The 24,344-nt window shown below is 42.8% G+C and carries 21 protein-coding genes; 12 read left to right on the forward strand and 9 right to left on the reverse strand.

All coding sequences use genetic code 11. The annotated features are described in order from the left end of the window. Positions 1–95: 95 nt before the first annotated feature. The 6 genes from PBT90_RS18105 to PBT90_RS18130 all read right to left on the reverse strand — a co-directional run bounded on the left by PBT90_RS18105 (position 96) and on the right by PBT90_RS18130 (position 3,905). Positions 96–1,124: a hypothetical protein gene (locus tag PBT90_RS18105; RefSeq protein WP_264807903.1), complete on the reverse strand. Its 1,029-nt coding sequence runs from the start codon at positions 1,122–1,124 to the stop codon at positions 96–98. Positions 1,125–1,266: 142 nt separating this feature from the next. Further along, entirely contained in the window at positions 1,267–1,473 is a 207-nt protein-coding gene (locus PBT90_RS18110; RefSeq protein WP_264807904.1) for a hypothetical protein, read from the reverse strand. A 102-nt stretch (positions 1,474–1,575) separates the two neighbouring features. Beyond that, on the reverse strand, positions 1,576–1,752 hold the full coding sequence (locus PBT90_RS18115) for a hypothetical protein (protein ID WP_264807905.1): 177 nt from the start codon (positions 1,750–1,752) through the stop codon (positions 1,576–1,578). A 10-nt stretch (positions 1,753–1,762) separates the two neighbouring features. Further along, positions 1,763–2,017: an AAA family ATPase gene (locus PBT90_RS18120; RefSeq protein WP_333482161.1), complete on the reverse strand. Its 255-nt coding sequence runs from the start codon at positions 2,015–2,017 to the stop codon at positions 1,763–1,765. A gap of 172 nt (positions 2,018–2,189) precedes the next feature. Then, the gene (locus PBT90_RS18125) at positions 2,190–2,498 is read right to left on the reverse strand and encodes a rhodanese-like domain-containing protein (RefSeq protein ID WP_264807906.1); all 309 of its coding nucleotides are present in this window, start codon (positions 2,496–2,498) and stop codon (positions 2,190–2,192) included. A 12-nt stretch (positions 2,499–2,510) separates the two neighbouring features. After that, positions 2,511–3,905 (reverse strand): MBL fold metallo-hydrolase, encoded by a 1,395-nt coding sequence (locus PBT90_RS18130; protein WP_264807907.1) that lies wholly within the window; start codon positions 3,903–3,905, stop codon positions 2,511–2,513. 202 nt (positions 3,906–4,107) lie between these two features. Here PBT90_RS18130 and PBT90_RS18135 point away from each other — a divergent pair, with 202 nt between their 5' ends. From PBT90_RS18135 to PBT90_RS18175, 9 genes are all read left to right on the forward strand, one after another. Then, positions 4,108–6,639 carry a M14 family metallopeptidase gene (locus PBT90_RS18135; RefSeq protein WP_264807908.1) on the forward strand — a complete coding sequence of 844 codons (2,532 nt, stop codon included), beginning with the start codon at positions 4,108–4,110 and terminating at the stop codon, positions 6,637–6,639. A gap of 208 nt (positions 6,640–6,847) precedes the next feature. Beyond that, entirely contained in the window at positions 6,848–8,506 is a 1,659-nt protein-coding gene (locus PBT90_RS18140; RefSeq protein ID WP_264807909.1) for a carboxylesterase/lipase family protein, read from the forward strand. A 150-nt stretch (positions 8,507–8,656) separates the two neighbouring features. After that, a complete protein-coding gene (locus tag PBT90_RS18145; RefSeq protein WP_264807910.1) occupies positions 8,657–10,459 on the forward strand; it encodes a M14 family metallopeptidase in 1,803 nt (600 codons plus the stop codon). A 139-nt stretch (positions 10,460–10,598) separates the two neighbouring features. Further along, the gene (locus PBT90_RS18150; RefSeq protein ID WP_264807911.1) at positions 10,599–12,758 is read left to right on the forward strand and encodes a TonB-dependent receptor; all 2,160 of its coding nucleotides are present in this window, start codon (positions 10,599–10,601) and stop codon (positions 12,756–12,758) included. A gap of 11 nt (positions 12,759–12,769) precedes the next feature. Next, positions 12,770–13,414: a tetratricopeptide repeat protein gene (locus PBT90_RS18155; RefSeq protein WP_264807912.1), complete on the forward strand. Its 645-nt coding sequence runs from the start codon at positions 12,770–12,772 to the stop codon at positions 13,412–13,414. Between the two features lie 78 nt (positions 13,415–13,492). Continuing rightward, complete coding sequence (locus PBT90_RS18160; RefSeq protein ID WP_264807913.1) at positions 13,493–14,566, forward strand: sensor histidine kinase; 1,074 nt, start codon at positions 13,493–13,495, stop codon at positions 14,564–14,566. Further along, positions 14,563–15,315 carry a LytR/AlgR family response regulator transcription factor gene (locus tag PBT90_RS18165; protein ID WP_264807914.1) on the forward strand — a complete coding sequence of 251 codons (753 nt, stop codon included), beginning with the start codon at positions 14,563–14,565 and terminating at the stop codon, positions 15,313–15,315. Before PBT90_RS18160 ends, PBT90_RS18165 begins: the two co-directional genes overlap by 4 nt. A 114-nt stretch (positions 15,316–15,429) precedes the next feature. Then, positions 15,430–16,647 carry a hypothetical protein gene (locus PBT90_RS18170; RefSeq protein ID WP_264807915.1) on the forward strand — a complete coding sequence of 406 codons (1,218 nt, stop codon included), beginning with the start codon at positions 15,430–15,432 and terminating at the stop codon, positions 16,645–16,647. A 53-nt stretch (positions 16,648–16,700) separates the two neighbouring features. Further along, positions 16,701–17,816, forward strand: a complete 1,116-nt coding sequence (locus PBT90_RS18175) for a DUF4221 domain-containing protein (protein ID WP_264807916.1) — start codon at positions 16,701–16,703, stop codon at positions 17,814–17,816. 110 nt (positions 17,817–17,926) lie between these two features. Here PBT90_RS18175 and PBT90_RS18180 read toward each other — a convergent pair whose 3' ends face one another. From PBT90_RS18180 to PBT90_RS18190, 3 genes are all read right to left on the reverse strand, one after another. Continuing rightward, positions 17,927–19,498 carry an Rne/Rng family ribonuclease gene (locus PBT90_RS18180; protein WP_264807917.1) on the reverse strand — a complete coding sequence of 524 codons (1,572 nt, stop codon included), beginning with the start codon at positions 19,496–19,498 and terminating at the stop codon, positions 17,927–17,929. Between the two features lie 182 nt (positions 19,499–19,680). Then, on the reverse strand, positions 19,681–20,508 hold the full coding sequence (locus PBT90_RS18185; protein ID WP_264807918.1) for a tetratricopeptide repeat protein: 828 nt from the start codon (positions 20,506–20,508) through the stop codon (positions 19,681–19,683). Between the two features lie 18 nt (positions 20,509–20,526). Then, positions 20,527–20,835 carry an HU family DNA-binding protein gene (locus tag PBT90_RS18190; RefSeq protein ID WP_264807919.1) on the reverse strand — a complete coding sequence of 103 codons (309 nt, stop codon included), beginning with the start codon at positions 20,833–20,835 and terminating at the stop codon, positions 20,527–20,529. A 145-nt stretch (positions 20,836–20,980) separates the two neighbouring features. Here PBT90_RS18190 and mutY point away from each other — a divergent pair, with 145 nt between their 5' ends. From mutY to gldE, 3 genes are all read left to right on the forward strand, one after another. Beyond that, positions 20,981–22,051 (forward strand): A/G-specific adenine glycosylase, encoded by a 1,071-nt coding sequence (gene mutY / locus PBT90_RS18195; RefSeq protein WP_264807920.1) that lies wholly within the window; start codon positions 20,981–20,983, stop codon positions 22,049–22,051. Between the two features lie 48 nt (positions 22,052–22,099). Then, entirely contained in the window at positions 22,100–22,564 is a 465-nt protein-coding gene (locus PBT90_RS18200) for a single-stranded DNA-binding protein (protein WP_264807921.1), read from the forward strand. A gap of 70 nt (positions 22,565–22,634) precedes the next feature. Beyond that, the gene (gene gldE / locus PBT90_RS18205; protein ID WP_264807922.1) at positions 22,635–23,984 is read left to right on the forward strand and encodes a gliding motility-associated protein GldE; all 1,350 of its coding nucleotides are present in this window, start codon (positions 22,635–22,637) and stop codon (positions 23,982–23,984) included. The last annotated feature ends 360 nt before the right edge of the window (positions 23,985–24,344 follow it).

Consider the following 24,344-nt stretch of genomic DNA (forward strand, 5'->3'; position numbering starts at 1 on the left):
CTTCTTTATTATTAATTGTATTATTATCGTCCGAATGTGGTCCACAAGAAACTAAAAGAGCAAGGAAAAACAAACATCTTCTTAAAATGGTAACTCTACATAGAAATCTTAGTATAATTGAGATCATCCTCTGAATCAGAAATCTGTTTTACAAATAATGCTTCTGGTGAACCGAAATATTCAAATGTATGTCTATTACTTTTCGAAATTTCCTCATCATTAATTAAATCAAAACTCTCATTAAAAAATGTGATATATAAATCACCATCAAATGGATTTAAATGTGACGACTCCCCTTTTACAACCCGGTAATAGACCCTATTTTGTTCATTCCAATAAGCCGGACCAAAGGAATAGTCATTATTCCAATCTTTTATTTTGGAAACAAACTCTGCCAATTGATCTTTAAGAATTACCTGCTTTACCTTAGAATTTGGGTATAGGGTGGAATTTGGAGTTACTTTAATTATTTTATTTGTATTCAAGTCCAAAACTTGAAGATAGTTTTCAAAAGGATAGGAAATGATTAGCTTATCATTTGCATAAGTCAATATAGGGGTTACAGCATTACTTAATGAAACTTTCCCAGTAAATTGGTTTCCTATTTTATGTTCAGCTATTAATCCATTATCTATGACATCAATAAGCCTAGTCTCCCTAGGAGAATGAATATTATATTCAGCAATTTTATAATTATCATTTTTCTTTAATAGAAAGTATAAAACCCCATTTTTATCATTAAATGAACTTATATTATTTCCAAATGTAAAATTAAATTGTATTTTGTATTCATAGTCTAAAAATTCTCCAGACTCTTTGTTGACTAAATCCTCTACTAGTATTTTATTTATATCTCCAGATTTATTTACGTGAATAATGTGATTAGGGCTAAAAGTGAATAACCCTAGGTCAGTCACTATAAATGACTGCATATCAGATATTTCAAATCTATTCTCGTTGCTAAAAGAGATCATTTCAGAAAAAGTAGAATCTAACTGTGAGTATATAAGTATCGATTTAGTGAAATCATCATAAATGAATAGGTTATTTATGTCATTGAAGAAAGGAAATGGTAGATTTGAAGAAAGCCCAGAATTTCCTATATCAATAGATATTTTACTCACATTGTAAGAAATAGAGTCACTTGATTGTTTCTTATTGCATGATAAGCACGTAATCAAAAAAAGAAAATAGATTCTTCTCATTTATACTTAAATAATAATTACAATTCCATACCGACAGACAGTCGGTATGGAATTTAAAACATTAATCCACACAGCTATAATCTAACTCGATCATACCTGCATCACAATCTTGGATAATCATTCCACCATCACAGGGACAGTTTTCTGCCACCTCAATTAAAAACTCCTCTAAATTTTCACATGTGTACCATGTTCCACTACATGCCATTCCAAAAGTAGGCAATGCAAACAGTGTTGTTAAAGCAAACAAAATCTTTAAATTTTTCATATGATTGATGTTTAAAATTTCTTAATTCTAAGCTTTTAAAACCTTCCTGCACCAAAAATTTTCATTAATGGGGGGGGGGGGCAGTGATAAACGGCAATTTTCTTATTTAGATGATTTTATTGAAGGAGATTTCAATTTATTCAAAAACTCCTTCAGCCCCTCCGCCTTCACCTTCTCCGAAAGCGGATATTCTCCTTCGATTCTGCAAATCACCACTCCTTCTTCAGCTCCGGTATCTTCCATGAAGTGCTGTAGGCCTTTGGGTAAGTTTAGAACCACAAAGTCATGCTTAAAATAAGTCGCGATGCGTCCCTGTTCTTGTTAAAGTAATGAGTAAAAGCTCCGCATCTACCAATTTAGTCCGATCAGAAGCTTTTTCCAGATCTATGTAAATACTTTCTCTATCGAGTTTCAGGTCTTTGACAAGCGTAGTTTTCCCTACTTGCCGCGGGCCCAATAGACCTACAGCAGGGAAAATGGAAAGATTTTCCTGAAGTAGCGAGAGTAATTTCCTGTCTTTTAATAAGTAAATCGAAGGTATGATTTACGATTTTCATGGTAAAACAACACCGGTAAGCATGTTGAAATAATAAATGCCCGGTAAAATTTACCAGGCATTTGCTACTATAGGTTGATAGCAGCTTTTCAACTAATCCATTTTATTTATACACCAATCCAACAAGTAGAATGAGTGAATTTCTCCGCCAATATCCTTTTTAAACACATTGACTGACATTTTGGTGAGTACCTCCATTGATGACATTTTGAAAGCCATTTTGCTCCAAAATACTTTTTGCTTGACTGCTTCTATTTCCTGATCGGCAGAATACCACAATGTTTCTCTTTCCCTTGAATTTACCTAACTGGCTAGCTACGCTATCCAAAGGGATATTGACCGCGCCCTTCACGCTTCCAGACGCAAACTCACCTGCTGATCTCACATCTACCAGAAATGCGCCTTCTTGGATTGCTTCTGACAATTTGGTATTGTCTGTAGTTCCGAATATTGCTGAGAAAAAACCCATATCTATTTTTGTTTATTTAGTGACTATTTCATTTCCCAGGGCTTTCCATTCCTTCATTCCTGCGGAGTAATTCTTCACCTGATCAAACCCATTTTTGCGAAGAAGTGAATAAGCAATAGCGGCACGATCCCCACTTTGACAGTGAATCAGGACTGGCTTGTTTTTACTGATTTTGTCCAGATTATTTTCCAGCGTACCCACAAAAACATGATCCGCACCTGGCACATGACCAGTCTGGAACTCTGTGGTATTTCTCACGTCCACTACCTGCACTTCTTCTTTGCCAAGTAAATCCTTAAACTCCTCTAGGCCGATCAGATCTGCAGTTTGCAGCTCTTGGCCGAGACTAGAAACGTCCTCGATAAATCCATAGATATTATCCAGTCCGATTCTCATCAGCTTTCTGGTCAGATCCTCCATATCGCTTTCTTTGGCCACTAGGACAAACTGTTCTTGATAATCTAAAATCCAGCCTGCCCAGGTAGAGAAGGAATTATTTCCTTGAATATTGATACTTCCCGGCAGGAAGCCATTGGCGAAATCCACCTTATTTCGGGTGTCTATGACTTTCAGTCCATCTTGCTGTGCTTGGAGAAACTGATCTTTGCTCAGCTTGGTGTGCTTGGGTACTTCTACCAGAAGCGGTCTGTCCACCTTGTTCAGGTGCTTCATCATCGCAAAGTATTTAGGAGGTTCTGGCTGACCATCCAGAAGATAATCCACAAATCCCTTTTGGTCAGTAGCAAACTGAAAAGCCCAGCTTCTGATTTTCTCATATCCTACAGTGGAGCTCGGAACGGATCCTAAAGCTTTGCCGCAGGCTGAACCTGCACCATGCCCTGGCCACACCTGCACATATTCTGGAAGCTCCGCAAAACGCTGTATGGATTCGTACATTTGCTTGGCACCCTGCTCTTGAGTGCCCGCTATTCCTGCTGCTTTTTCCAACAAATCCGGTCTGCCTACGTCACCTACAAACACAAAGTCTCCCGTGAACACCATGACAGGATGATCCGTAGCCGGATGATCAGTCAACAAAAAACTGATACTTTCCGGTGTGTGCCCTGGCGTATGGAGCACTTCCAGAGAAAGGTTTCCTACCGTGATTTTATCCCCATGTTTCAGCCCTTCATGGTCAAATTCATATTGCCATTCGGCCGGGCCTTCATCTGATAGGTACATCTTGGCCCCGGTCACTGCAGCCAACTCACGGGATCCACTTAAGAAATCCGCATGGATATGGGTCTCAGCGATGTGGGTAATTTTCATGTTGTTTTGCTTGGCGATCTCCAAGTACACATCCATATCCCGCTGGGCATCGATGACGATGGCCTCTCCTTTGGCTTGACAGCCAATAAAATAACTTGCCTGCGCAAGGGTCTTATCATATACGTGTTGAAAATACATCTTCCTTGTTGTTTTAAATTCTACTTCAAAATTGAACATATCCTGCTTAAGGGTCAGGAACTTTTGTCACATTAAGGACTCAGGAGGGTATTTACTGGCTATTCTCATCGCTTTGGCGTAAAGCCCCTAGCTTTTTTTTAATTGGTATAGCGGCAAAATCCAATTCGCCTTAACTTTCGGAGCGCATTTTACCCCCAACTTTATGAGAAAACTGATACTTCTGAGCATTTTCGCTTTTTCGATCACCTTAAGCTCCTGGGCGCAGATCCAGACACCCGAGCAGTTTTTGGGTTATAAGCCCGGTGATCGTTTTACCCCACATCACCGCATGGTCGATTACTTCGAGCATGTGGCGGCCAATAATCCAAACATCAAACTGCTACAATACGGAGAAACTAACGAGAAACGCCCACTACTGGTAGCGATCATTTCTTCCGGAGAAAACATGGCCAAAATCGAGCAAATCCGCGAGGACAATTTGAGAAGGGCTGGCATCTTGGAAGGAGAGCCAACCACTTCTATTCCAATCAACTGGATGTCCTTTAATGTACATGGCAATGAAGCCGTGGGTATGGAAGCTGCCATTTCTACCTTCTATACCCTGGCAAATCCCGCCAATGAAACAGCTCAGCAATGGCTGAAAAACCAAGTAATCATCATAGATCCCTGCATTAATCCTGATGGCCGTGACCGATATTCCAACTGGTATAACCAAAAAATGAATACCACACTCCAGCCGGATCTGCAATCCGTAGAGCATAACGAGCCTTGGCCGGGAGGACGTGCCAATCATTACCTTTTTGATCTGAACCGGGATTGGGCTTGGCAGGTCCAGGTCGAATCTCAACAGAGAATGAAGCTGTACAACCAATGGCTACCACAGCTACACCTGGATTTTCATGAGCAGGGAATCAATAACCCCTTCTACATGGCTCCTGCAGCGGAGCCTTTGCATGAGCAATTGACCGAGTGGCAGCACGAGTTTCAGGATATCTTTGGAAGAAATACGGCAAAATACTTCGATGAAGCTGGGCGTTTTTACTTCACCAAAGAGCGTTTTGACCTGCTCTATCCCTCTTATGGAGATTCATACCCCATGTTTAACGGTGCCATAGGAATGACCATAGAGCAAGGCGGTGGAGGCCAAGCGGGCATAGGAGGATATAATGCTGTGGGTGACACGGTGACCTTGAGCTATAGGATCGCCGGGCATTATACAGCAGCAATGTCTGCTGCGGAGGTCACCAGCCAAAATGCTGAAAAGCTTTTGGCAGAGTATGAGAAATTCTATAATGAAAATTCCTCTAATCCAATAGGTAAGTATAAGAGCTTCGTGATCAAAGGGGAGAGCAATCCGACTCAAGTGGGTAAGTTGCTGGAGCTGCTGGATAAAAATGGAATACAGTATGGCAAAGCGGGTTCCAAATCTGGCCTCAAAGGCTTTGCCTATCAAAGTGGTGAAGAAAAGTCATTTGCCACTACGGATCAGGATATCATCATCAATGCTTACCAGCCCAAGTCAGTGTTGACGCAGGTTTTCTTTGAGCCAAACCCAACTCTAAACGACAGCATTACCTATGATATCACCAGCTGGGCATTGCCATACGCCTACGGCTTGGAAGCTTATGCAGTGGAAAACCGAATAGATCCGGCAGGGGCTTACCAGGCAGCGGAATTTACAGCCAACCAAGTTGGTAATACCCCTGTAGCCTACATGGCTGCATGGGAAGGAACCCGGGACGTTGCTTTCTTGTCCGCATTGCTGAATGCCGGAATCCGGGTGAAATACCCAGAATTTCCTTTCGAAGTGGAAGGTAAAAGCTTTGCTGCAGGATCACTTTTGATCACCAAAGGGGGCAACGAATATGTGGCCAACTTTGACCAGAAAGTCACCGAGATCGCCAATAAATTCGGGGTGACATTAGCTACTACCATGAGCGGATACATGGATAAAGGAAAGGACTTTGGCTCCCCAAATATCAGAATCATCCAAGCCCCCAAAGTGGCGCTCATCGGTGGCTCAGGAACCAGCTCTTTGAATTACGGGGCTATTTGGCACTTTTTTGAGCAGGAGCTGAACTATCCCCTGGTCAATCTAGAGCTTGAAAATATAAGCCGGTATGACCTCAGCAAATACGATGTTTTGATCATGCCATCGACCTGGGGAGCAGGCTTATCTGCGTCAGCCATGGAGCATGTGACAGAATGGATTCGAGCAGGAGGGAAAATGATAGCCTTAGATGGTGCCGTAAATGCCTTTGCAAACAAAGAAGGCTTTGATTTGAAGACATTTGATACGGAGGAGGAAAAGGAAGCCGCCGAAAAAGAAGCTTCGGATTTGGAAAAAGAAGAGCGATTAGCTCCCTATCAAGAAGGAGAGCGAGTGGCGATTTCTGGTGGAGCCGCTGGTGCGATCTATGAGATCAGCATGGATGAAACTCATCCCCTTGGCTATGGTACAGGCGGAAAATACTATACGTTGAAAAACAATTCTACCCGCTTCGCCTATTTATCCAAAGGGGTAAATGCAGGCATCATAGCTACTAATGAGGCCTACCGAACCGGATATATTGGATACAAAATCAAATCCAAAATGGGCGAATCCATGGCAATTGGGACCGAAAGAGTAGGGAGAGGCCATGTGATCTACTTTGTAGATGATCCTATTTTCAGAGGTTTCTGGGAAGCTGGCAAACTTCTTTTGAGCAATGCGATCTTTATGGTAGGGCAATAGTAAGACGCTAGTAGTTAGACATAAGTATCAAGAAATCAGATTTTAGAATCAAGACCAGCTGCTGAAAGGTGGCTGGTTTTTTTTGTTTTATTCATTCTATTTTTTCATTTTGAAACAATATTATGCCTTTGAAGGAATTTCGCTTTACCACGCCCCTCATTGGCAGTATATTTCTCAAAATCAACCCCTTACCATTAGACCCAAAATCATGAAAAACCAAAGACGCGAATTCTTCAAAAAAGTAGGCGTAGGAACTGCCGGACTTGGCCTGGCCGCCACGGTTCCCCTTTCTGCCCAAGGCCACGCCAATCCCAGCAAACAAAGTAATAGGCAGTTTCTCCAAATCGGCGATGATATTGCCATAGCCAATACCGATTCTGGGAAAATCCGAGGCTACATTCTCAATGATGTTTATACTTTTCTTGGAGTGCCCTATGGTGCCGATACCTCCGGAAAAAACCGATTTATGCCTCCCAAAAAACCAGAAAAGTGGGACGGAGTGAAGCCAGCTATCTGGTGGGGAAATACAGCTCCGCAAATCATGGATAATCGTTACGCAAATGTAGATTATTCCTTTGCGGATCATTGGAATTACGACGATGTAAGCGAAGATTGCCTGAAGCTGAATGTATGGACCCCGGCACTGGACAGCAAAAAGAGACCGGTATTGGTCTGGCTGCATGGAGGAGGATTTACCAATGGAAACGGCATAGAACAAGATGGCTATCACGGAGAAAACATCAGCAAAAACGGAGACATAGTTTTTGTGTCGATCAACCACCGGCTAGGCCCAATCGGCTTCACGGATCTCTCCGGAGTTGGTGGGGCCAAATATGCCCATTCAGGAAATGTAGGCCAGCTCGACATCGTCGCTTCTCTGGAGTGGGTAAGGGAAAACATCGCCAATTTCGGAGGCGATCCCAACAACGTGACCATTATGGGCCAATCCGGAGGAGGAGCCAAAGTAACCGCCACCATGTCCATGCCTGCAGCTAAAGGGCTAGTGCACCGAGCCGTGCCATTAAGCGGCTCGATGATCCAGGCTACCCCTCAGGAATATTCCCAAAAACTGGGAGAATATGTCTTGAAAGAAGCAGGACTCAGCAGGGATCAAATTGACAAACTTCAGGAACTTAGCTGGAGAGAATATATCGATATAGCCAATAGAGCCCAGGAAAAAATGCGCAATGATCATCCCAATGCAGGTTTCCGAGGTGGCTTTAGCCCAGTGGCTGACGGAGTGAATCTCCCAAAAGGTGAGTTCTTTGCTGATCCAAATGGGCAAACGGCGGCTATTCCTATGCTGGTGTGTACTACTTTCCATGAATGGAACCCCACTCGAACTTCTCCCGAACTGGAAAAGATAGACTGGGCAGGCGTAGTGGAGCAACTCCATCCTAGATTCGGTGAGGCCTCTGAAAAAATTGTCAATGCATATCGCCAGGACTTCCCAGAAGCCTCGCCGGCAGATATTTGGGCCATGGTGCTATCCAACCGTCAAGGAGCCATCAATACCGCAAATGCCAAAGCCAAACAAAAAGCCCCCGTATATCTGGCATGGTTTGGTTGGGAGCCGCAGCTATATTCTGGCAGAATGAAAGCCTTCCACTGCATAGACATTTGCTTTTGGTTTGACAACACCGATAGAATGTACACGCATACCGGAGGTGGGGATAGACCTAGGAAGCTGTCGCAGAAAATGTCCGCTTCGCTGCTTGCATTTATGAAAACTGGGAATCCCAATGCAGGAGCACTTCCGCAGTGGAAAGCATACACGCCATCGGGTGGAGAAACTATGATTCTGAACGACACTTCAGTCTTGAAAAATAAACCCGACGCAAATGGCTTAGCGGCATTGCAAGCCTAAGTGATCGAACTAAAGCGTAGAAGTGATACTTCTGCGCTTTTTATTTTCAGGTTAAGCGCCTAGCGAACTTTCAAAAGAGTGAAAGGCTGCTTATCCCAAATGCGTAAGGTACTCCACCAATTTTTACGATATTTGAGCAAACACCTTACCATGAAAAAACTATCATCCACCCTATTTTTCATTCTATCCTTACTTTCTTTACCCATCGCTGCCATTGCTCAGGACATCATGCCTCCCTATTTGCCCTGGAATGGAAAAAGCAAGCAATTGATTGTAGAAAAATCAAACGAATGGGTTACTCCTTTTGAGCTCTCTGACGGCTTAGAGTCGCCCTCCTATGAGGAGACCATGATTTGGATAGAAAAACTGGCCCGTAATTCTGCCTATCTGGAAATCAATAGCATTGGCAAAAGTGAGCAAGGAAGACAAATCCAGCTGGTCATTGCTTCCAAAGATCAGGACTTCACAGCTGAAGAGTTATCCACATCCAAAAAACCTTTGATACTGTTCCAAGCTGGAATTCACGCAGGAGAAATTGACGGGAAAGATGCGGGGATGATGCTCCTGCGCGATATCACCCAAGGGTCTAAAATAGACCTCCTGGATCATGCCAACCTCCTTTTTATCCCAATTCTCAACGTAGATGGGCACGAAAGAAAAAGCGAATATGGTCGCGTAAACCAGCGCGGACCAAAAGTGATGGGCTGGAGGACCAATGCCCAAAACCTGAATTTGAACCGGGATTATACCAAATTGGAAACTGCAGGAGTCCAAGCTATAGCCAAAGTTATCAACAAGTACGATCCTGACCTGTATATCGACATCCATGTCACAGATGGAGCAGATTACCAGTATGATGTCACCTATGGTTTTGTGGAAACAGGAGGATATTCACCGGAGATTTCCAACTGGCTTTCTTCCCACTTCAAACCTGAAGTAGATGGAGCTTTGAGTGATCAGGGGCACATCCCAGGCCCACTGCTTTTTGCAGCCAATGGAGAAGACTTTACCGAAGGAAATATTGCCTTCTCATTTAGCCCTCGTTTTTCGCACACTTATGGAGACATCCGGCACCTGCCTGCAATTTTGATTGAAAATCATTCCCTAAAGCCTTTTGAACAACGGGTTTTGGGAACGTATGTGTTTCTAGAACAAGCCATCAAAACTGTGGGGAAGCATTTCGCATCCCTTCAAAAAGCTATAGAATCTGATCAGAACCAAAGCATGGAGTCCGTGGTAGTGAAATATGCCTTCCGGGACACTCCGGCAGATTCCATGGACTTTTTGGGCATTGCTTCAAAGAAAGTAACCTCAGAAATCACAGGAAATGAATACGTGACATGGAAAGGCGAACCAATAACCCAGCAGGTACCAAGCTTGCTGATGGATAAAGCTTCCGCTTCAGTACCAGTGCCAAAAGCCTATTGGATCCCTGCAGAATGGAGTGAAGTAATCCATAAAATGGAGGAGCACGGGATTGAAATGGAGGTTTTGGACGAGGCCAGGGAGATCCAACTGGAGTTTTCTAAAGTGGAAGAATTCAAAATGGTCAGTCAGCCATACGAGGGCCTGATGCGCTTTCAGTCCTTTGAGCTGAGCAAATCTTACAGAAAAGTAAGGCTGCAACCCGGCTCGGTCCGTGTGAAAACCAAGCAGGCTTTGGGCGAACTAGCAGTGATACTATTGGAACCGGAGTCTGTGGACAGTTTTTTCCAGTGGGGCTATTTCAATAGCATTTTGTCCCAAACCGAGTACATGGAAACTTACATCATGGAACCTCTGATCTCCAAAATGCTCGCCGAAGATTCGGATTTGAACAAAAGATTTGAGGAAAAAAAAGCATCAAATGCCGACTTTGCGAAATCTCCACGCCAGATCTACCGCTGGTTTTATGAGCAAACGCCCTATTTTGATCAAAACTGGAAGGTAATTCCAGTGGGCAGGGAATGGTAGGTAGCTCGTATCTGAGGCCACATCTGCAAAAGTTCAGGTGTGGCTTTTTACAGTTCAGTCAGGAAAATTGACGCTTCAGTCAGGTTGAATTTTTTCAACTTCGCAAAGCCTTCATATTCGGGTCAAACATTGATACGATATGAACGGCCAACTTTATTTAACTGCTTTATTTTTCTTTTTCCACCTAGGCGTTTCTTCTCAAACGCTGATTACTGGAAAAATCCTGGATGAAAAAGGACAGGCGCTACCAGGCGTAAATGTCTTTATCAAAGGAAGCTTTGACGGGACCAGCAGCTCCATAGATGGAAGCTACGAATTCGAAACCTCGCTTCAGGGAAAACAAACTTTGGTTTTCAAATTTTTAAGTTTTAAAACTCAGGAGCTAGAGCTTAACTGTGAGCAGTCTGAAATCACAGTCCCTGATATTCAACTGGTCGAACTGATCACAGAAATGAATGCGGTGACCATCTCAGCCGGGGCAATGCAGGCATCCGACGAGAGCAAATCAGTCATCTTAAAACCCCTGGATATTGTCACCACACCCAGTGCCATGGGCGATATCATGGGAGCTTTCCAAACCCTGCCCGGCACCAGCACAGTGGGCAATGATGGTCGTTTATTTGTACGTGGCGGCGACGCCAGTGAGGTAGGCATTTATATAGACGGAATGAAGGTGGGCAATGCCTATGGTAGTACCGCCGGAAATGTACCTACCAGAACCCGCTTCAACCCCAATTTATTCAAAGGAACATTTTTTAGTACCGGTGGATATTCGGCAGAATATGGTCAAGCGCTCTCTTCAGCTTTAGCACTGAACACCAAAGATCTTTCGATCAGAAATCAAGGTGACTTGAGCCTGATGACAGTGGGAGGAGGCTACTCCCATACCTTGGCCAATGAACGACAAAGCATCACTGCCAGTGCCAATTACTTTAACCTGGGCCCATACCAGGAACTGATCAAACAAAACCTAGATTTTGAGAAAGCTCCTGAAAGCTGGGATGTGGAGATGGCCGCGCAAAAGAAAACCGGAAAAAATGGCCTGCTAAAGGTTATGGCCAGAACTGAAGCTGGAGGAATGAAACTTTGGCAACCCCTACCCGGCTCTGAAAATAGAGTTTTCATTGACCTCAAGAATAATTATACCTATGCACAGGCCAACTGGCGAAGTGCCTTGAAAAATGATTGGATGATTTTCACCGGATTCTCCTATTCCAAAAACAAAGACAGAATTACCTATGACAGTCTGAAAGTAGAGCGGGAAAGTGAGCTGCTTCACTTCAAGGCTACCGGAATAAAGGACTTTTCGGACCGGTTTTCTGCCAAATTCGGGGTGGAACACTTTGTTCATCCTTTCTCAGAAAAACTGGTAAAAGAAAACCAAAGCCGAGCTTTCAATGACCATGAAACCTATCTATTTACCGAATGGGACTACTACTTCAACAAGAATTTGGTACTCCGAACAGGCTTAAGAGCAGGTAATAGCGAGGTGTCAGATGAAACCTGGATAGACCCTAGAATCTCACTTGCCTACCAACTGGGCGAAAAAGGCCAGCTTTCTGTAGCAGCTGGAAAGTTTCATCAACTTCCGGAGGAAAATTATCGGGTTCTGAACCAGAATCTGAAAAACACCGAATCTAATCACTTGATTTTAAATTATTTGTACTCAAAAGAAGGATACACCTTCCGGGCGGAAACTTTCTACAAGACTTATGATCAACTAGTTACATTTCAAGGAACAGCACAAAATCCGGAATCGCTCGCCAACATGGGGGCAGGGTATGCCAAAGGAATTGATTTTTTCTTCCGGGACCGCAAGACTTTCAAGGAGACTGACTATTGGGTTACCTATAGTTTTGTGGACAGTAAGCGAAGTTTCCATCAATACCAAACTCAGGTCCAGCCTAGCTTTGCCCCACGGCATAATTTCTCCCTAGTCGTCAAGCATTTTATCTCGCCATTGAAATCTCAAATCGGGGCATCTTTCGCCTATAATGACGGATACACCTATACCGATCCAAATGTGGATAACTCAAAGATGAATTCGAAAACAAAATATTTCCAAAACCTAAGTATTTCCTGGAGTTACCTGCCAAAACCAAATCTGATCATACACCTGGCATGCTCCAATGTCCTGGGAAGAGATAACGTATTCGGATATACTTTTAGCCCGAGTACAAATGATCAGGGTGTCTTCGAATCTATCCCTAATGGACAATTAGCACCCAGATTCTTGTTTCTAGGAGTCTTCCTCACCCTATCAAAAGACAAAACAGCAAATAATTTAAACAACCTTTAAAATCAAAAATCATGAAAAAAACTATCCTAACACTCGCAGCTTTCTTGATGTGGATAACTGTAGCATCTGCAAACGACCCAGCTTACGAAGCAGCCATGCAAAAACAAATTAAAGCCATGAATTCCATACCAGATTTAGCTACTTCCCAGCAAGTCACCAATGGGTTTTTACGCATAGCAGAGGCAAAAAATGAAGAATGGCTTCCGCTGTATTATGCGGCCTATAATCAAATCATAGCCGCCTTTCGATTTGAGGTAGATAAGGATCAATACTTTGACCAGGCTATAGAATTGGTGCGAAAAGCTGATGCAATAGCTCCCGGCAACTCTGAAATCACAGCACTTCATGGATATGCTATTATGGGAAAACTAAGCGTAGATCCTGCTTCCCGTGGGCAGGAAATGAGTCCTCAAGCCATGCAGCTATTTGGCAAGGCTATCAACCAGGACAGAGATAATCCAAGAGCTGTGACGCTCATGGCGCAGATGGAATTGGGAATGGCGCAATTTTTCGGCTCTGGACCTGAGAAAGCCTGCGGGATGGCCAGAATGGCTTTGGAAATATTTGAAAAAGAGGAAGCAAAACTAACTGAATCTTACATTCTCCCTACCTGGGGAAAATCTCTGGCAGAAGAGGTCAGTTCTAAATGTAATTAATCCGAAAAACCTATAAAGAAATCCTTTCTCTACTTTATTAAGCGATAGGATTTCTTTGTTTTTAACTAAATTCCCATCATGACAGTAAAACCTGAAAACAGTACCTATCGGCCAGATAGAGGAATTTGGCACAGAACCTCAAGCTTTATACTGATCAACTTAGGAATCGTGATGGTTTTGATGCTGTTCTTTTGTCCCAGGTGTTTTTTGTCCTGGAATGGCCTCAAAGCGCTGTTTCCGGATTTTCTTTTTTCCCTGGCCATCACGGTGGCTATGAGCTATGGAGGCAACAAAGTCGAAACCTATTATGACGATAAGATATCCTGGATCCATCATCCAGTAAAGCGCCTATTCTTTACGAGCTTCACCTATCTGACTTATGCATTTCTGGTATCATTTGTTCTGGTGACCTCCTATGTTCTGATAAAGGGAGATGTTACAATTGACAATTTACCATGGAGAGACCTGTTCGACTATGCGCTCATGCCCATGGGCATAGCCTTGGTGTTTATGGCTTTGTTCACCACGCGCTCATGGTTATTAGAATGGAGAAAGTCAGCACTGGAGGCGGAAATTCTTCGCAATGAAAAACTGGCCAGCCAATACCAATCTCTAAAAGATCAGCTGAACCCACACTTCCTGTTTAATTCGCTGAATGTTCTTTCAAATTTAGTCTATGAAAGCCCGGACAAATCCGCCGCTTTCATTCAAAAGCTATCGAGGATTTATCGCTACGTTTTGGAAGCCCAAAAGGAAGAATTGATTGGAGTGGAAAAGGAAGTCAATTTTGCCAAAAACTACCTGGAGCTTCAGAAGATAAGGTTTGAAGACAGTCTTCAGTTTTCCATTGGAATTGAGGATCAAGAGGGATGGATTCCTCCACTTTCACTTCAGCTGTTATTGGAAAATGCGATAAAACACAATATCATCAGCAATGAAAATCCCTTATTTATCCACATCTATAGAAATCAGGACGAACTATGGATTAGCAATACTTTTCAGCCGAAATCCAGCCAATCGGAACCGTCCACTGGCATAGGATTACAAAATATAAAAATGAGATATCAACTCATTTCCACCAGAAAAATGGAGGTCATCCAGACCGAAGATGAATTCCTTGTCAAACTACCAATCTTAGAGTTATCCACATGAGGATTTTAATTATAGAAGACGAAAAACCTGCATTTAATCTGCTCCTGAAGAAAATCAAGCCGTATTTCCCAACTGCGGAAATTTTTGGAAATTTGGACACTGTTAAAAGTTCGGTAGCATGGTTACGTGAAAATCCAGTTCCGGATTTGATTTTTTGTGATATTCAATTGGCAGATGGAATCAGTTTTGAAATCTTCGAAAATGTCAGATTATCCACACCGATAATTTTTACGACAGCATTTGATCAATATGCAATTAAAGCCTTTCAGGTAAATGCTATTGACTATTTGTTAAAGCCAATTGATCCGGAAGATCTACAAAGAGCTGTGGATAAGTTTAAGGCAAAGGAGATTCGTTCCACTATAGAACTGGACATGCTAAAGTCTCTGCTTTCTCCACCCAATAAATCCTATAAATCCAGGTTTCTAGTCAGGTTTGGAGAGAAGATTCAAAGCATAGCAATAGCGGAAATCTCTCATTTTTTCAGTGAGGAAAGAGTCACATTTTTGCAGACCGTAGCGGGTAAAAAATTTGTGCTGGAAGGGACTTTGGAACAAACAGAATCCCAGTTGAACCCGGATGATTTTTTTAGGATCAACCGCAGGTATCTGGTCAGTGCCCACGCCATTCAGGAAATCTTCTCATACTCGAATAGTAGACTGAAAGTGACTTTAAAAAATTGTGAAGACCAGGATATTCTGATCAGCAGGGAAAAAGTATCGGAATTTAAAAGTTGGCTAGATCGCTGATTTAGATATCCCAAAATTCTAATGTATTTTTTGGGAGGTAAAACAAACGCTACTTAGCCCGGGTGTTCAGCACTTAGAAATCCCAACTCAGGATGGATAGCAAAATATCGACAAATGAAAGAAACAACTGATTACGAGCGGAAACAGGAAGAACTGACCTGGCTGGAAAATCTCCAACTCAATAGCTGGGAACCGGAAGTGATTATCTCGGGTATTACACTGGCCTTCTTATTTGTTTTCCCTGCCAAAATCTATGAGTTTTCGGTCTATTTGATCCAAGAGGTAGGCGTAGGATATCTGCCAAGCTTGTTGATATTGTTTTATCTGACCACTGTGGTTTCTGTTTTCAAGATTTTTTTTGTGGTGCACCTCTGTCTGAGATTTGTTTGGGCGGGTCTGTTAGGGCTTAGCTACGCATTTCCCGAAGGGGTCATCAATCAGAATCTCTTCAAAATAGCGCAGGGATACAATTATCAAAAACCTGCTGATATGGTGTTGAGACTGGAAAAAATCTGCAGCATGACCTTCGCCTATCCCGTTTCCCTGGTGTTGATGTTTCTGATGCTCACCGTTTATTTTGGCTTTTTGATAGCGATATACATCTGGTTTGATTTAAACTTGCTTACACTTTCCATCATTATCCTGCTGAGTCTAGCTGCATTTTTCACCTTGGTACTAGGCAGAAAGAAAACCAAACTAAAGATCTGGTACTCTGAAAGTATGTTGAGCTCTATTTCTGCGATTTACCAAAGTAATCTCGGCAAATGGCTAGCGGTGGTTTATGCCATCTTGATTTTCGCCTTTTCAGTCCCCATCATAATTTCTGACACGGATGATTTCTCTATGTTTAGCAATGACCGGGGATTAATCGAAAAGGAACTGGAGTGGCCTGGAAAGCATCTACACTTCCAGTCCGATCATGTGGCAGGCAGCCGGTTTCCGCGTTCATTTATCCCCAGGGAAGAACTAGATGACGACTACATGAAGCTGGGAATCGCGCGCTACGAGGGAGACGGCAAGATCATCACCGCACTCAATACAGAATTTATCTCTGCCCTGGACTCCATGAAGTGGCAGCCAATTCAGGAAACAGCAGACCTGCATAGAGTGTACATCGACGAGCAACTGGTACCGATCGAAACCTGGTCGAAGCATAGGATCGGGGGGACCAAGCAAAAAATTTATCAGACAGGCATAGACATTTCAAATCTAGCAGAGGGTACCCATACGCTACGAGTAGAAAAACTACTGTTGAAATACGGTTTTATAGACAATCAGGCCGAGCTGATTACGATAGAACATTGGGATCAGTTTGAATTTATAAAACGGTAATTTACGTTTTGTAACGGATTTTTTAAATTTAAGATATTCTAATCCCAAAAACTATGAGATTCCTAACTCTATTGAGTTTGCTTACCCTTTCTTTTTTCGGTATTTCCTGTTCCAATAACGCAACTAAAGAAGTACAACTAATCGATTTAAAGGAATTGATTGTTGACACCCTGTATTTGGAAAAGGATACCCTTACCAAGGAATTAGGGACAAATTTCAATTACATTAAAAGAGGAGGGGAAGAATTTCTGATTACCTCCAGACAGCATAGATTTATCGAGTATAGCTATCCCGAAGGAAAGCTAATGAGAGATCAATTCTATGAGAAAGAAGGGCCTGATGGAATAGGAAGTTTTTTACCGGTTAGTTTCACTGATGACAGCTCGGTTTGGTTCGTATCCTTTCAGAAGTTAATCCAGGCTGATCAAAAAGGGAAAGTGTTGGCTCGTTACAACCTTCCTGCGGAGCCAACCGATCGATTCGCAGTCAATTATAATACTTTGGCTGGCACAAAAGCCATGAACGTCGATGGTAGGATTATGATCCCCGATGTACCTTTTGTGCTGAAAGAGTCTTTACTTAATTATGAAAATTGGCTGCTGAAATTTAACCCCAAGGACAGTTCTATCAATTATGTGAAATTCAAATACCCGAGTAAGTACCTGGAATTTTTGGATGACCCGACTTTCGCTACCTACCAAAATGGATATAATAAGGCTGAAGATCTTCATCTAATTTCCTTCCCTGCGGATGACTCTTTGTTGGTCATTTCACCAAATTCTCAGAAATGGGTTTTTGCGGGAGTGAATGATCAAATGGAATTTTTAGTGGGTAGAACAGCGCAACAAGGGGAATACACTGCTTTCTTACCAAATGAAAATACTAGCAAATATAGTTGGGTAGATTATGATCCAACTGCGCAGGTATATCTCCGAGAGGCGATAATAAGGGCAGATAGTAAAGCAAATCGTGAGGAAGGCATACGACCGCTTTCAAAACTTGTGATCCTTGATAGAGATTTTGAAAAAATCGGAGAAGTGACTTTACCGGATCTTACCCGAGGGTTTTCAACCCCTGACGGATATTACCTATACCTAGGATATCCGCACTCCGAGGATGAGGTAGCATTTGGGAAACTTGATTTCTCTAAAATAAACCCTAGGAAATAATACTAAGTAACTATTGAAGTGTTGAAGCGGAAAAAACCAGTTTCTAGCCGCGCTCTTTGCGCTTACTTAATGTCCTTCGTGGTTAAAAAAAGTGCATAAAAAAAGCGAGACTATTCAGTCTCGCTTTTTACTTGTAGTTCTATTTCTTCTCCAGATTCATCTAGGAACCTGTATTCCGTCACTGGTAGTGAAGAATCTTTGATCAGTTTAATCCACTTATTATACTTGAAAAACCACTTTACTCTTCGGCTGATAATGCCTGTAGTGAAGTATGCGTGCAGGTAGGGATGCAGCCCAATTTGGATTTTACTCACATTCTGGATGGTAGCAATATGCTCCAGGTCTTTTTCCAGCTTATCGGCCACCAGGATAGAAGCCTGGATTTTGCCCGTTCCGTTACAGGATGGGCAGGTTTCTTTGGTCACAATGTTGACCTCTGGCCTTACTCGCTGTCTAGTGATCTGCATGAGCCCAAATTTGCTCAGCGGCAAAACAGTATGCTTAGACCTGTCAGACTGAAGCTCATTTTTCATCGCTTCGTAGATGGCTTTCTTGTTATCGGCCTTCTTCATATCGATGAAGTCTACGACGATGATGCCTCCCATATCCCGGAGGCGCAGCTGTCTGGCAATTTCTTTAGCGGCGACCAAGTTTGTTTTTAATGCTGTCGATTCTTGGTCACTTTCCTGATTGGATTTGTTGCCACTGTTCACATCTATGACGTGAAGGGCTTCGGTGTGCTCGATGATCACGTATCCTCCTTGAGGGAGGCTTACCGTCTGTCCAAACAGGCTTTTGATCTGCTTTTCAATTCCAAAATTTTCAAATAGCTTGGCCTTACCGTTGTAAAGCCTGACAATTTTTTCTTTTTCAGGAGCGATGTTCCTGATGTAGGATCTGATCTGATCGTAGGTAGATTCTTCTTCTACGGTGATTGCGTCGAATGATTCGTTGAGCAGGTCTCTCACTAGTGATGAAGCCATACTCATCTCTCCGATTATCTTGTCGCGACTTTTGGCTTTCAGCAATTTGGCCATGCCTTCTTCCCAGTTGGTCAGGAGGTTGCGAAGGTCTTTATCCAGATCACTCACGGATTGCCCTTCAGCCACTGTCCGGATGATAACACCGAAATTGGCAGGCTTGATTGATTTGATTAGCCTTAAAAGTCTTTTTCTTTCCTCGTTGCTACGGATCTTCTTGGAGACGTTTACCGAATCCGAGAAGGGTACCAGCACAAGGTATCGACCTGGCAGAGAGAGCTCACAGGATAGTCGAGGTCCTTTGGTAGAAATGGGTTCTTTGACGACCTGCACCAATATTTGTTGGTTTTTGGAGAGTGGACCGGATATCTTTCCAATCTTCTCTATTTCAGGTTCGTTGTCAAACCCCTTCAGGTTATAATTGCCGTAGTTATTGTTGCGCACCATTTTGGTGAACTTCGTCAAGCTGTTGAAATTCGGCCCGAGGTCCTGGTAATGGAGAAAGGCGTCTTTCTCATACCCTACGTCTATGAATGCTGCATTGAGCCCATTGACGATTTTGCGGACTGTACCCAGGTAAATATCCCCCACTTTGAACTGATTGTCCATTCCTTCGGAATGCAACTCAACCAGGCTTTTATCTTGTAAAAGGGCAATTCGACTTCCGTTTTGAGCAGAATCGATTAACAATTCCGTACTCAAAATCTCGTCTTATTAAATGATGTAAATGAACGTGTACTCAGGTGACAATAAGAAGAAGTGTATTACTTCTTCTTATGTCTGTTTTTTCTTAGTCTCTTCTTACGCTTGTGCGTAGCGATCTTATGTCTTTTTCTTTTCTTTCCGCAAGGCATAGTCTTTGGATTTAGTAGTGATACAATAATTTATAGCTGATCGAGATAAGTATCCACTGTGCCGATAATCGTAGGATCATCGGTCAGCTCTTTTACTTTCTCAAACTGAGCTTTTGCTTTGTTTTTTTGATCGGATTCGAAATAGCTCACGCCCAGGTAAAACTGCCCCTGTAGATTATCCGGATGGTATTTCACCAACTCTTCAAATCGCTCAGTGGCACGCTTGTATTGGCCGGATTGCATAGATAAAATGCCCATGTTGAATAGTCCATCTTCATTTTGAGGGTCTTCTTCTAAGATCTCTCTTAGCATGGTAATGCCCTGCATTGGGTTGGACGAGGACACATAAGTCATCGCTATCTTGGTTTTCAAATCCAATCGGGTGGGATCATTATCCAACACCAGATTTAAATACTTCCGGGTCTGCTCGGCTGTGTAGTTTACTTTCTCCTGATCTAGCGCAAAGCTAAACGCTTCGTAATAGGCATTTCCTGCCTTTTCTGCCAGTTCAGTTTCTGGCCTATTTTCATAAGCCAGACCTAGATAATATCCCGCACTGTCGTATTTCCCTATCTCCTGATAGATGCCAGCCAATTCTTCGGAAGAAGACACTATATCTTCGCTCGATGAATCCTCTTTCACCTGTAGCTTCAAGGTATTGAGCTGAAGCTGCTGATCTGGAGTAAGTTCAGGCTCATGCATCGCTATGGCTTCAGTAGATTCTGAGGATGCTGCGGCATTATCTTGCGATACTCCATCAGCTTGCCCTTCATTATCCACCACCACACTAGGAAGCGCGTACAATCCTGCGATAGCAAGCACTCCCACTACGATGAGTATGAGCTGAGTTTTTTTCATGTCAAATACTCTTCAGACTTAGTCCTGAGGAGCAAGTTCCTTGATCTTTTTACTGTTTTTGATCTTCTCAACAAACACCTTAGACGGCTTGAATGCCGGAATGTAATGCTCATCGATCACGATCGCTGTGTTTTTAGAAATGTTTCGGGCGATTTTTTTAGCTCTCTTCTTATTGATGAAGCTACCAAATCCTCTCACGTAGATGTTGTCTCCTTCGGACATGGAGTCCTTCACTACCTTGAAGAACGCTTCGATAGTTTGTGTCACATCATCCTTCTGGATACCTGTTTTGTCCGAAATCTTAGTGATTACTTCTGCTTTAGTCACTGTAATATTAATTTAGAAATTACGAAATAAGCTTAACAACCTATTAACCAAGTGTTTTTGGGACTGCAAATGTACGAGAACCATTGCAATTAAAAAACAAATTCATGAAAATTAGCTTGATTTGTAGAATAGACGCTTCACTACCATGACCCAAAAAACTACTGACTATCAGGCTTTTTCACACCAAATCATCACTTGGTACCAGCAAAATCCAAGAGATTTACCATGGCGCGGAACACGTGATCCGTATAAAATTTGGCTCTCAGAAATCATTTTACAGCAAACTCGTGTGGCCCAAGGGTTACCTTATTATTACGCTTTTTGCGAAGCTTACCCCACGGTGAAGGAGCTCGCCCTAGCAGCAGAAGAAGATGTTCTCAGGCTCTGGCAGGGGCTGGGCTATTACAGCCGCGCGAGGAACCTGCACTTTTGTGCCAAAACTATCTGGTTTGAATTGGACGGAAAGTTCCCTGATACTTATGAGGGGCTGCTCAAACTTAAAGGAGTGGGAAACTATACCGCGGCTGCCATCGCCAGTTTTGCATTTGGAGAGGCCAAAGCCGTGGTGGACGGAAATGTGTTCCGGGTCCTCGCCAGGTACTTTGGGATAGAAACAGACATTGCCAGCGGCAAAGGGAAAAAAGAGTTTGAAGCGCTGGCAAATGAAATCATCCCTATAGCTGATCCGGCAGAATTCAATCAGGCCATGATGGACTTTGGCGCAAGGCAATGCACTCCCAAGAGCCCAAACTGTACCATTTGCCCTGTCAGAAACACCTGTTTTGCACACCTATATAATATGGTGCCCGAATTGCCCGTAAAAATCAACAAAGTCAAAGTTCGCGAGAGGCACTTCCACTATTACGTGATCCGCTGTGGGGAAAAATGGGTGTGGAACAAGCGAACCGCTGGAGACATCTGGGAAGGGTTGTACGATTTTCCCAAAGTCGAAGAAGGGGTAAACCAAGCGGAAATCATGGCTGGGGCACATGAGATTTCGACCCATAAACACACTTTCCCAAAAAATTACCGGCACATTTTGTCTCATCAGAAACTCAATGCGGTTTTCTCAGAAATAGAAATCGCAGAAAAAAATTTCGCAAATCTGGAAAAATGGTGTGAGGATGAGGGGTTTGTTTTGGTAGAGGAAAGTAAAATCGAATATTTGGCTAAGCCAAAGTTAATCGTGAACTTTTTGAACGATCAGGGGATTTGAGTAACTTCAAGTTGACAACTTTTTCAATCATCAAAAACCAACAGAATAATGGCAGGAGTTAATAAAGTAATCTTGGTAGGCAATCTAGGTGCAGATCCAGAAGTGAAGTATCTGGAAGGTGACAATGTGGTCGCAAATCTACGTCTAGCCACCACTGAAGCCTATAAAAACCGGAATGGCGAGCGCGTGGAGCAAACAGAGTGGCATGACCTAGAGCTCTGGGGAGGCCAGGCCAAAGTCGCAGAGCAATACCTCAAAAAAGGCAGCCAGATCTACGTCGAAGGCAAAATCAAAACCGATAGCTGGCAGGATGAGCAGGGACAAAACCGCTACCGCACTAGAATCAGGGTTTTGAGCTTTACCATGCTGGGTAGCAGACCAGACGGAGCAGGAGGCGGAGGAGGATCAGCTCCTCAGCAGTCTTATCAGCCAAAACCGAATGCAGCGGCCGCCGCTACCCCTTCCTCACCGGCACCGGCCACAGACACGGATGATGACGACCTTCCATTTTAATAATTTGATCCCCTGGAAGTTATTTTCAGGGGAATCTTTTAATTTTGTACCAACCACTGCGGTTTAATACATGGACGATCCTTACCCGAGTTACCATTTACTCGCTCAGATTAATACCCCATCGGTATCCTATCTGATAATAAATGGATTGCTTTTTACCCTATTACTCCTGGGCTCTGCCTTGGTTTCCGGTTCGGAGGTTGCGTTTTTTTCGCTTTCTAATGAAGATCTAAATCAACTCGATGAAGAAAATTCAGACCGGGGCAAGAAAGTAGTACGCCTGGTACAATCACCCAAAAAACTGCTTAGCACCATTCTTATTTTGAATAACCTGATCAACATCGGGATAGTGACCCTGACTACCTTTGTGTCCTGGTCCATCTTTGGGATGAATGCCACTGGAATCGTTGTGATCCTGATCCAGACCATAGGGGTGACCTTCGCCATCGTGTTTTTTGGAGAAATCGTCCCAAAAGTCTATGCAAACAATGCCAAAATCAGCTTTAGTTTAACCATGGCTCCAGCGATCAGTTTTTTTTCCACCATGCTGAAGCCTATCTCGGTTTTCTTGATGTCCTTCAGTAATCTCATCGAGAAGCGAATAGAAAAAAAAGGCTACTCCCTATCTGTCAATGAGCTAAACCAAGCCTTAGACCTCACCACGGAAGACACTCCTAACGAGGAGCGAGAGATCCTTCGTGGAATAGTGAACTTCGGTACACTCACTGTAAAACAAGTCATGCAAAGCCGCATGGACATCACAGCCATAGATATAGAGATGGACTTCCATGAGCTAATGGACAAAATCAACAAAAGCGGCTACTCTAGGATTCCTGTATTTGAAGAGACTATAGACAACATCCAAGGGATCCTTTATATCAAAGACCTCCTTCCCTACATAGAAAGAGACGAGGACTTCAAATGGAACGAGCTGATCCGAAAGAGTTTCTTTGTACCTGAAAACAAGAAGGTAGACACCCTACTGAAGGATTTCCAGCAGAAAAGAGTGCACATGGCCATAGTAGTAGATGAGTATGGAGGGACCTCCGGACTGGTGACTCTGGAAGACCTGATCGAAGAAATTATCGGGGAAATCAACGATGAATTTGATGACCACGACGATATATTCTTTCAGGAAATCGATTCCTCCACTTTTATATTTGAAGGAAAGGTTTCCCTGAATGATTTCTGCAAAAAACTGGAGTTAGATCCACAGCTTTTCGAAGACGTCAAAGGCGAAAGTGAATCCTTGGGTGGCTTACTGCTGGAGCTGAACACCAAGCTGCCCAAAAATGGAACAAAAATCACTTTTGGAGAATTTGTATTCACCATTTTGGCAGTAGATGCCCGCAAAATCAAAAAAGTAAAAGTTTTCATCAACTCTCAGGACAAAGATTCCGTCAGCCCCCATACAGACTGATAACTAGGGATTTATAATATTTCTGGTTTTAGTGTAATTTCAGAATATAATTTGCCATAGCATTCTCCCGCACCAGAATTCAGGAGTTGGAATAATTTATTTCGATTATTTATTACATTTTTTTTAAAAGAAATTTTCAGAAATCTGAATTTTTATATTTCTGCTTGTTTTTTCACAAACAAGCTCAAAAAAACACCCTATCTTTCCCTAAACTTAGATAACTTGTAAGCTTTGAGTAAAAAAAATTAACCAGATTCTCAATTGCCAAAAAATCAAAAAAGTTAATATCCATAAAAAATAAGGCACTAAAGCAGCCGTTTCATTGCCTTAATTTTAATAGGATAAATTTTTTCTGTAATT

This window comes from Algoriphagus sp. TR-M9, from assembly GCF_027594545.1.
GTDB lineage: Bacteria > Bacteroidota > Bacteroidia > Cytophagales > Cyclobacteriaceae > Algoriphagus > Algoriphagus halophytocola.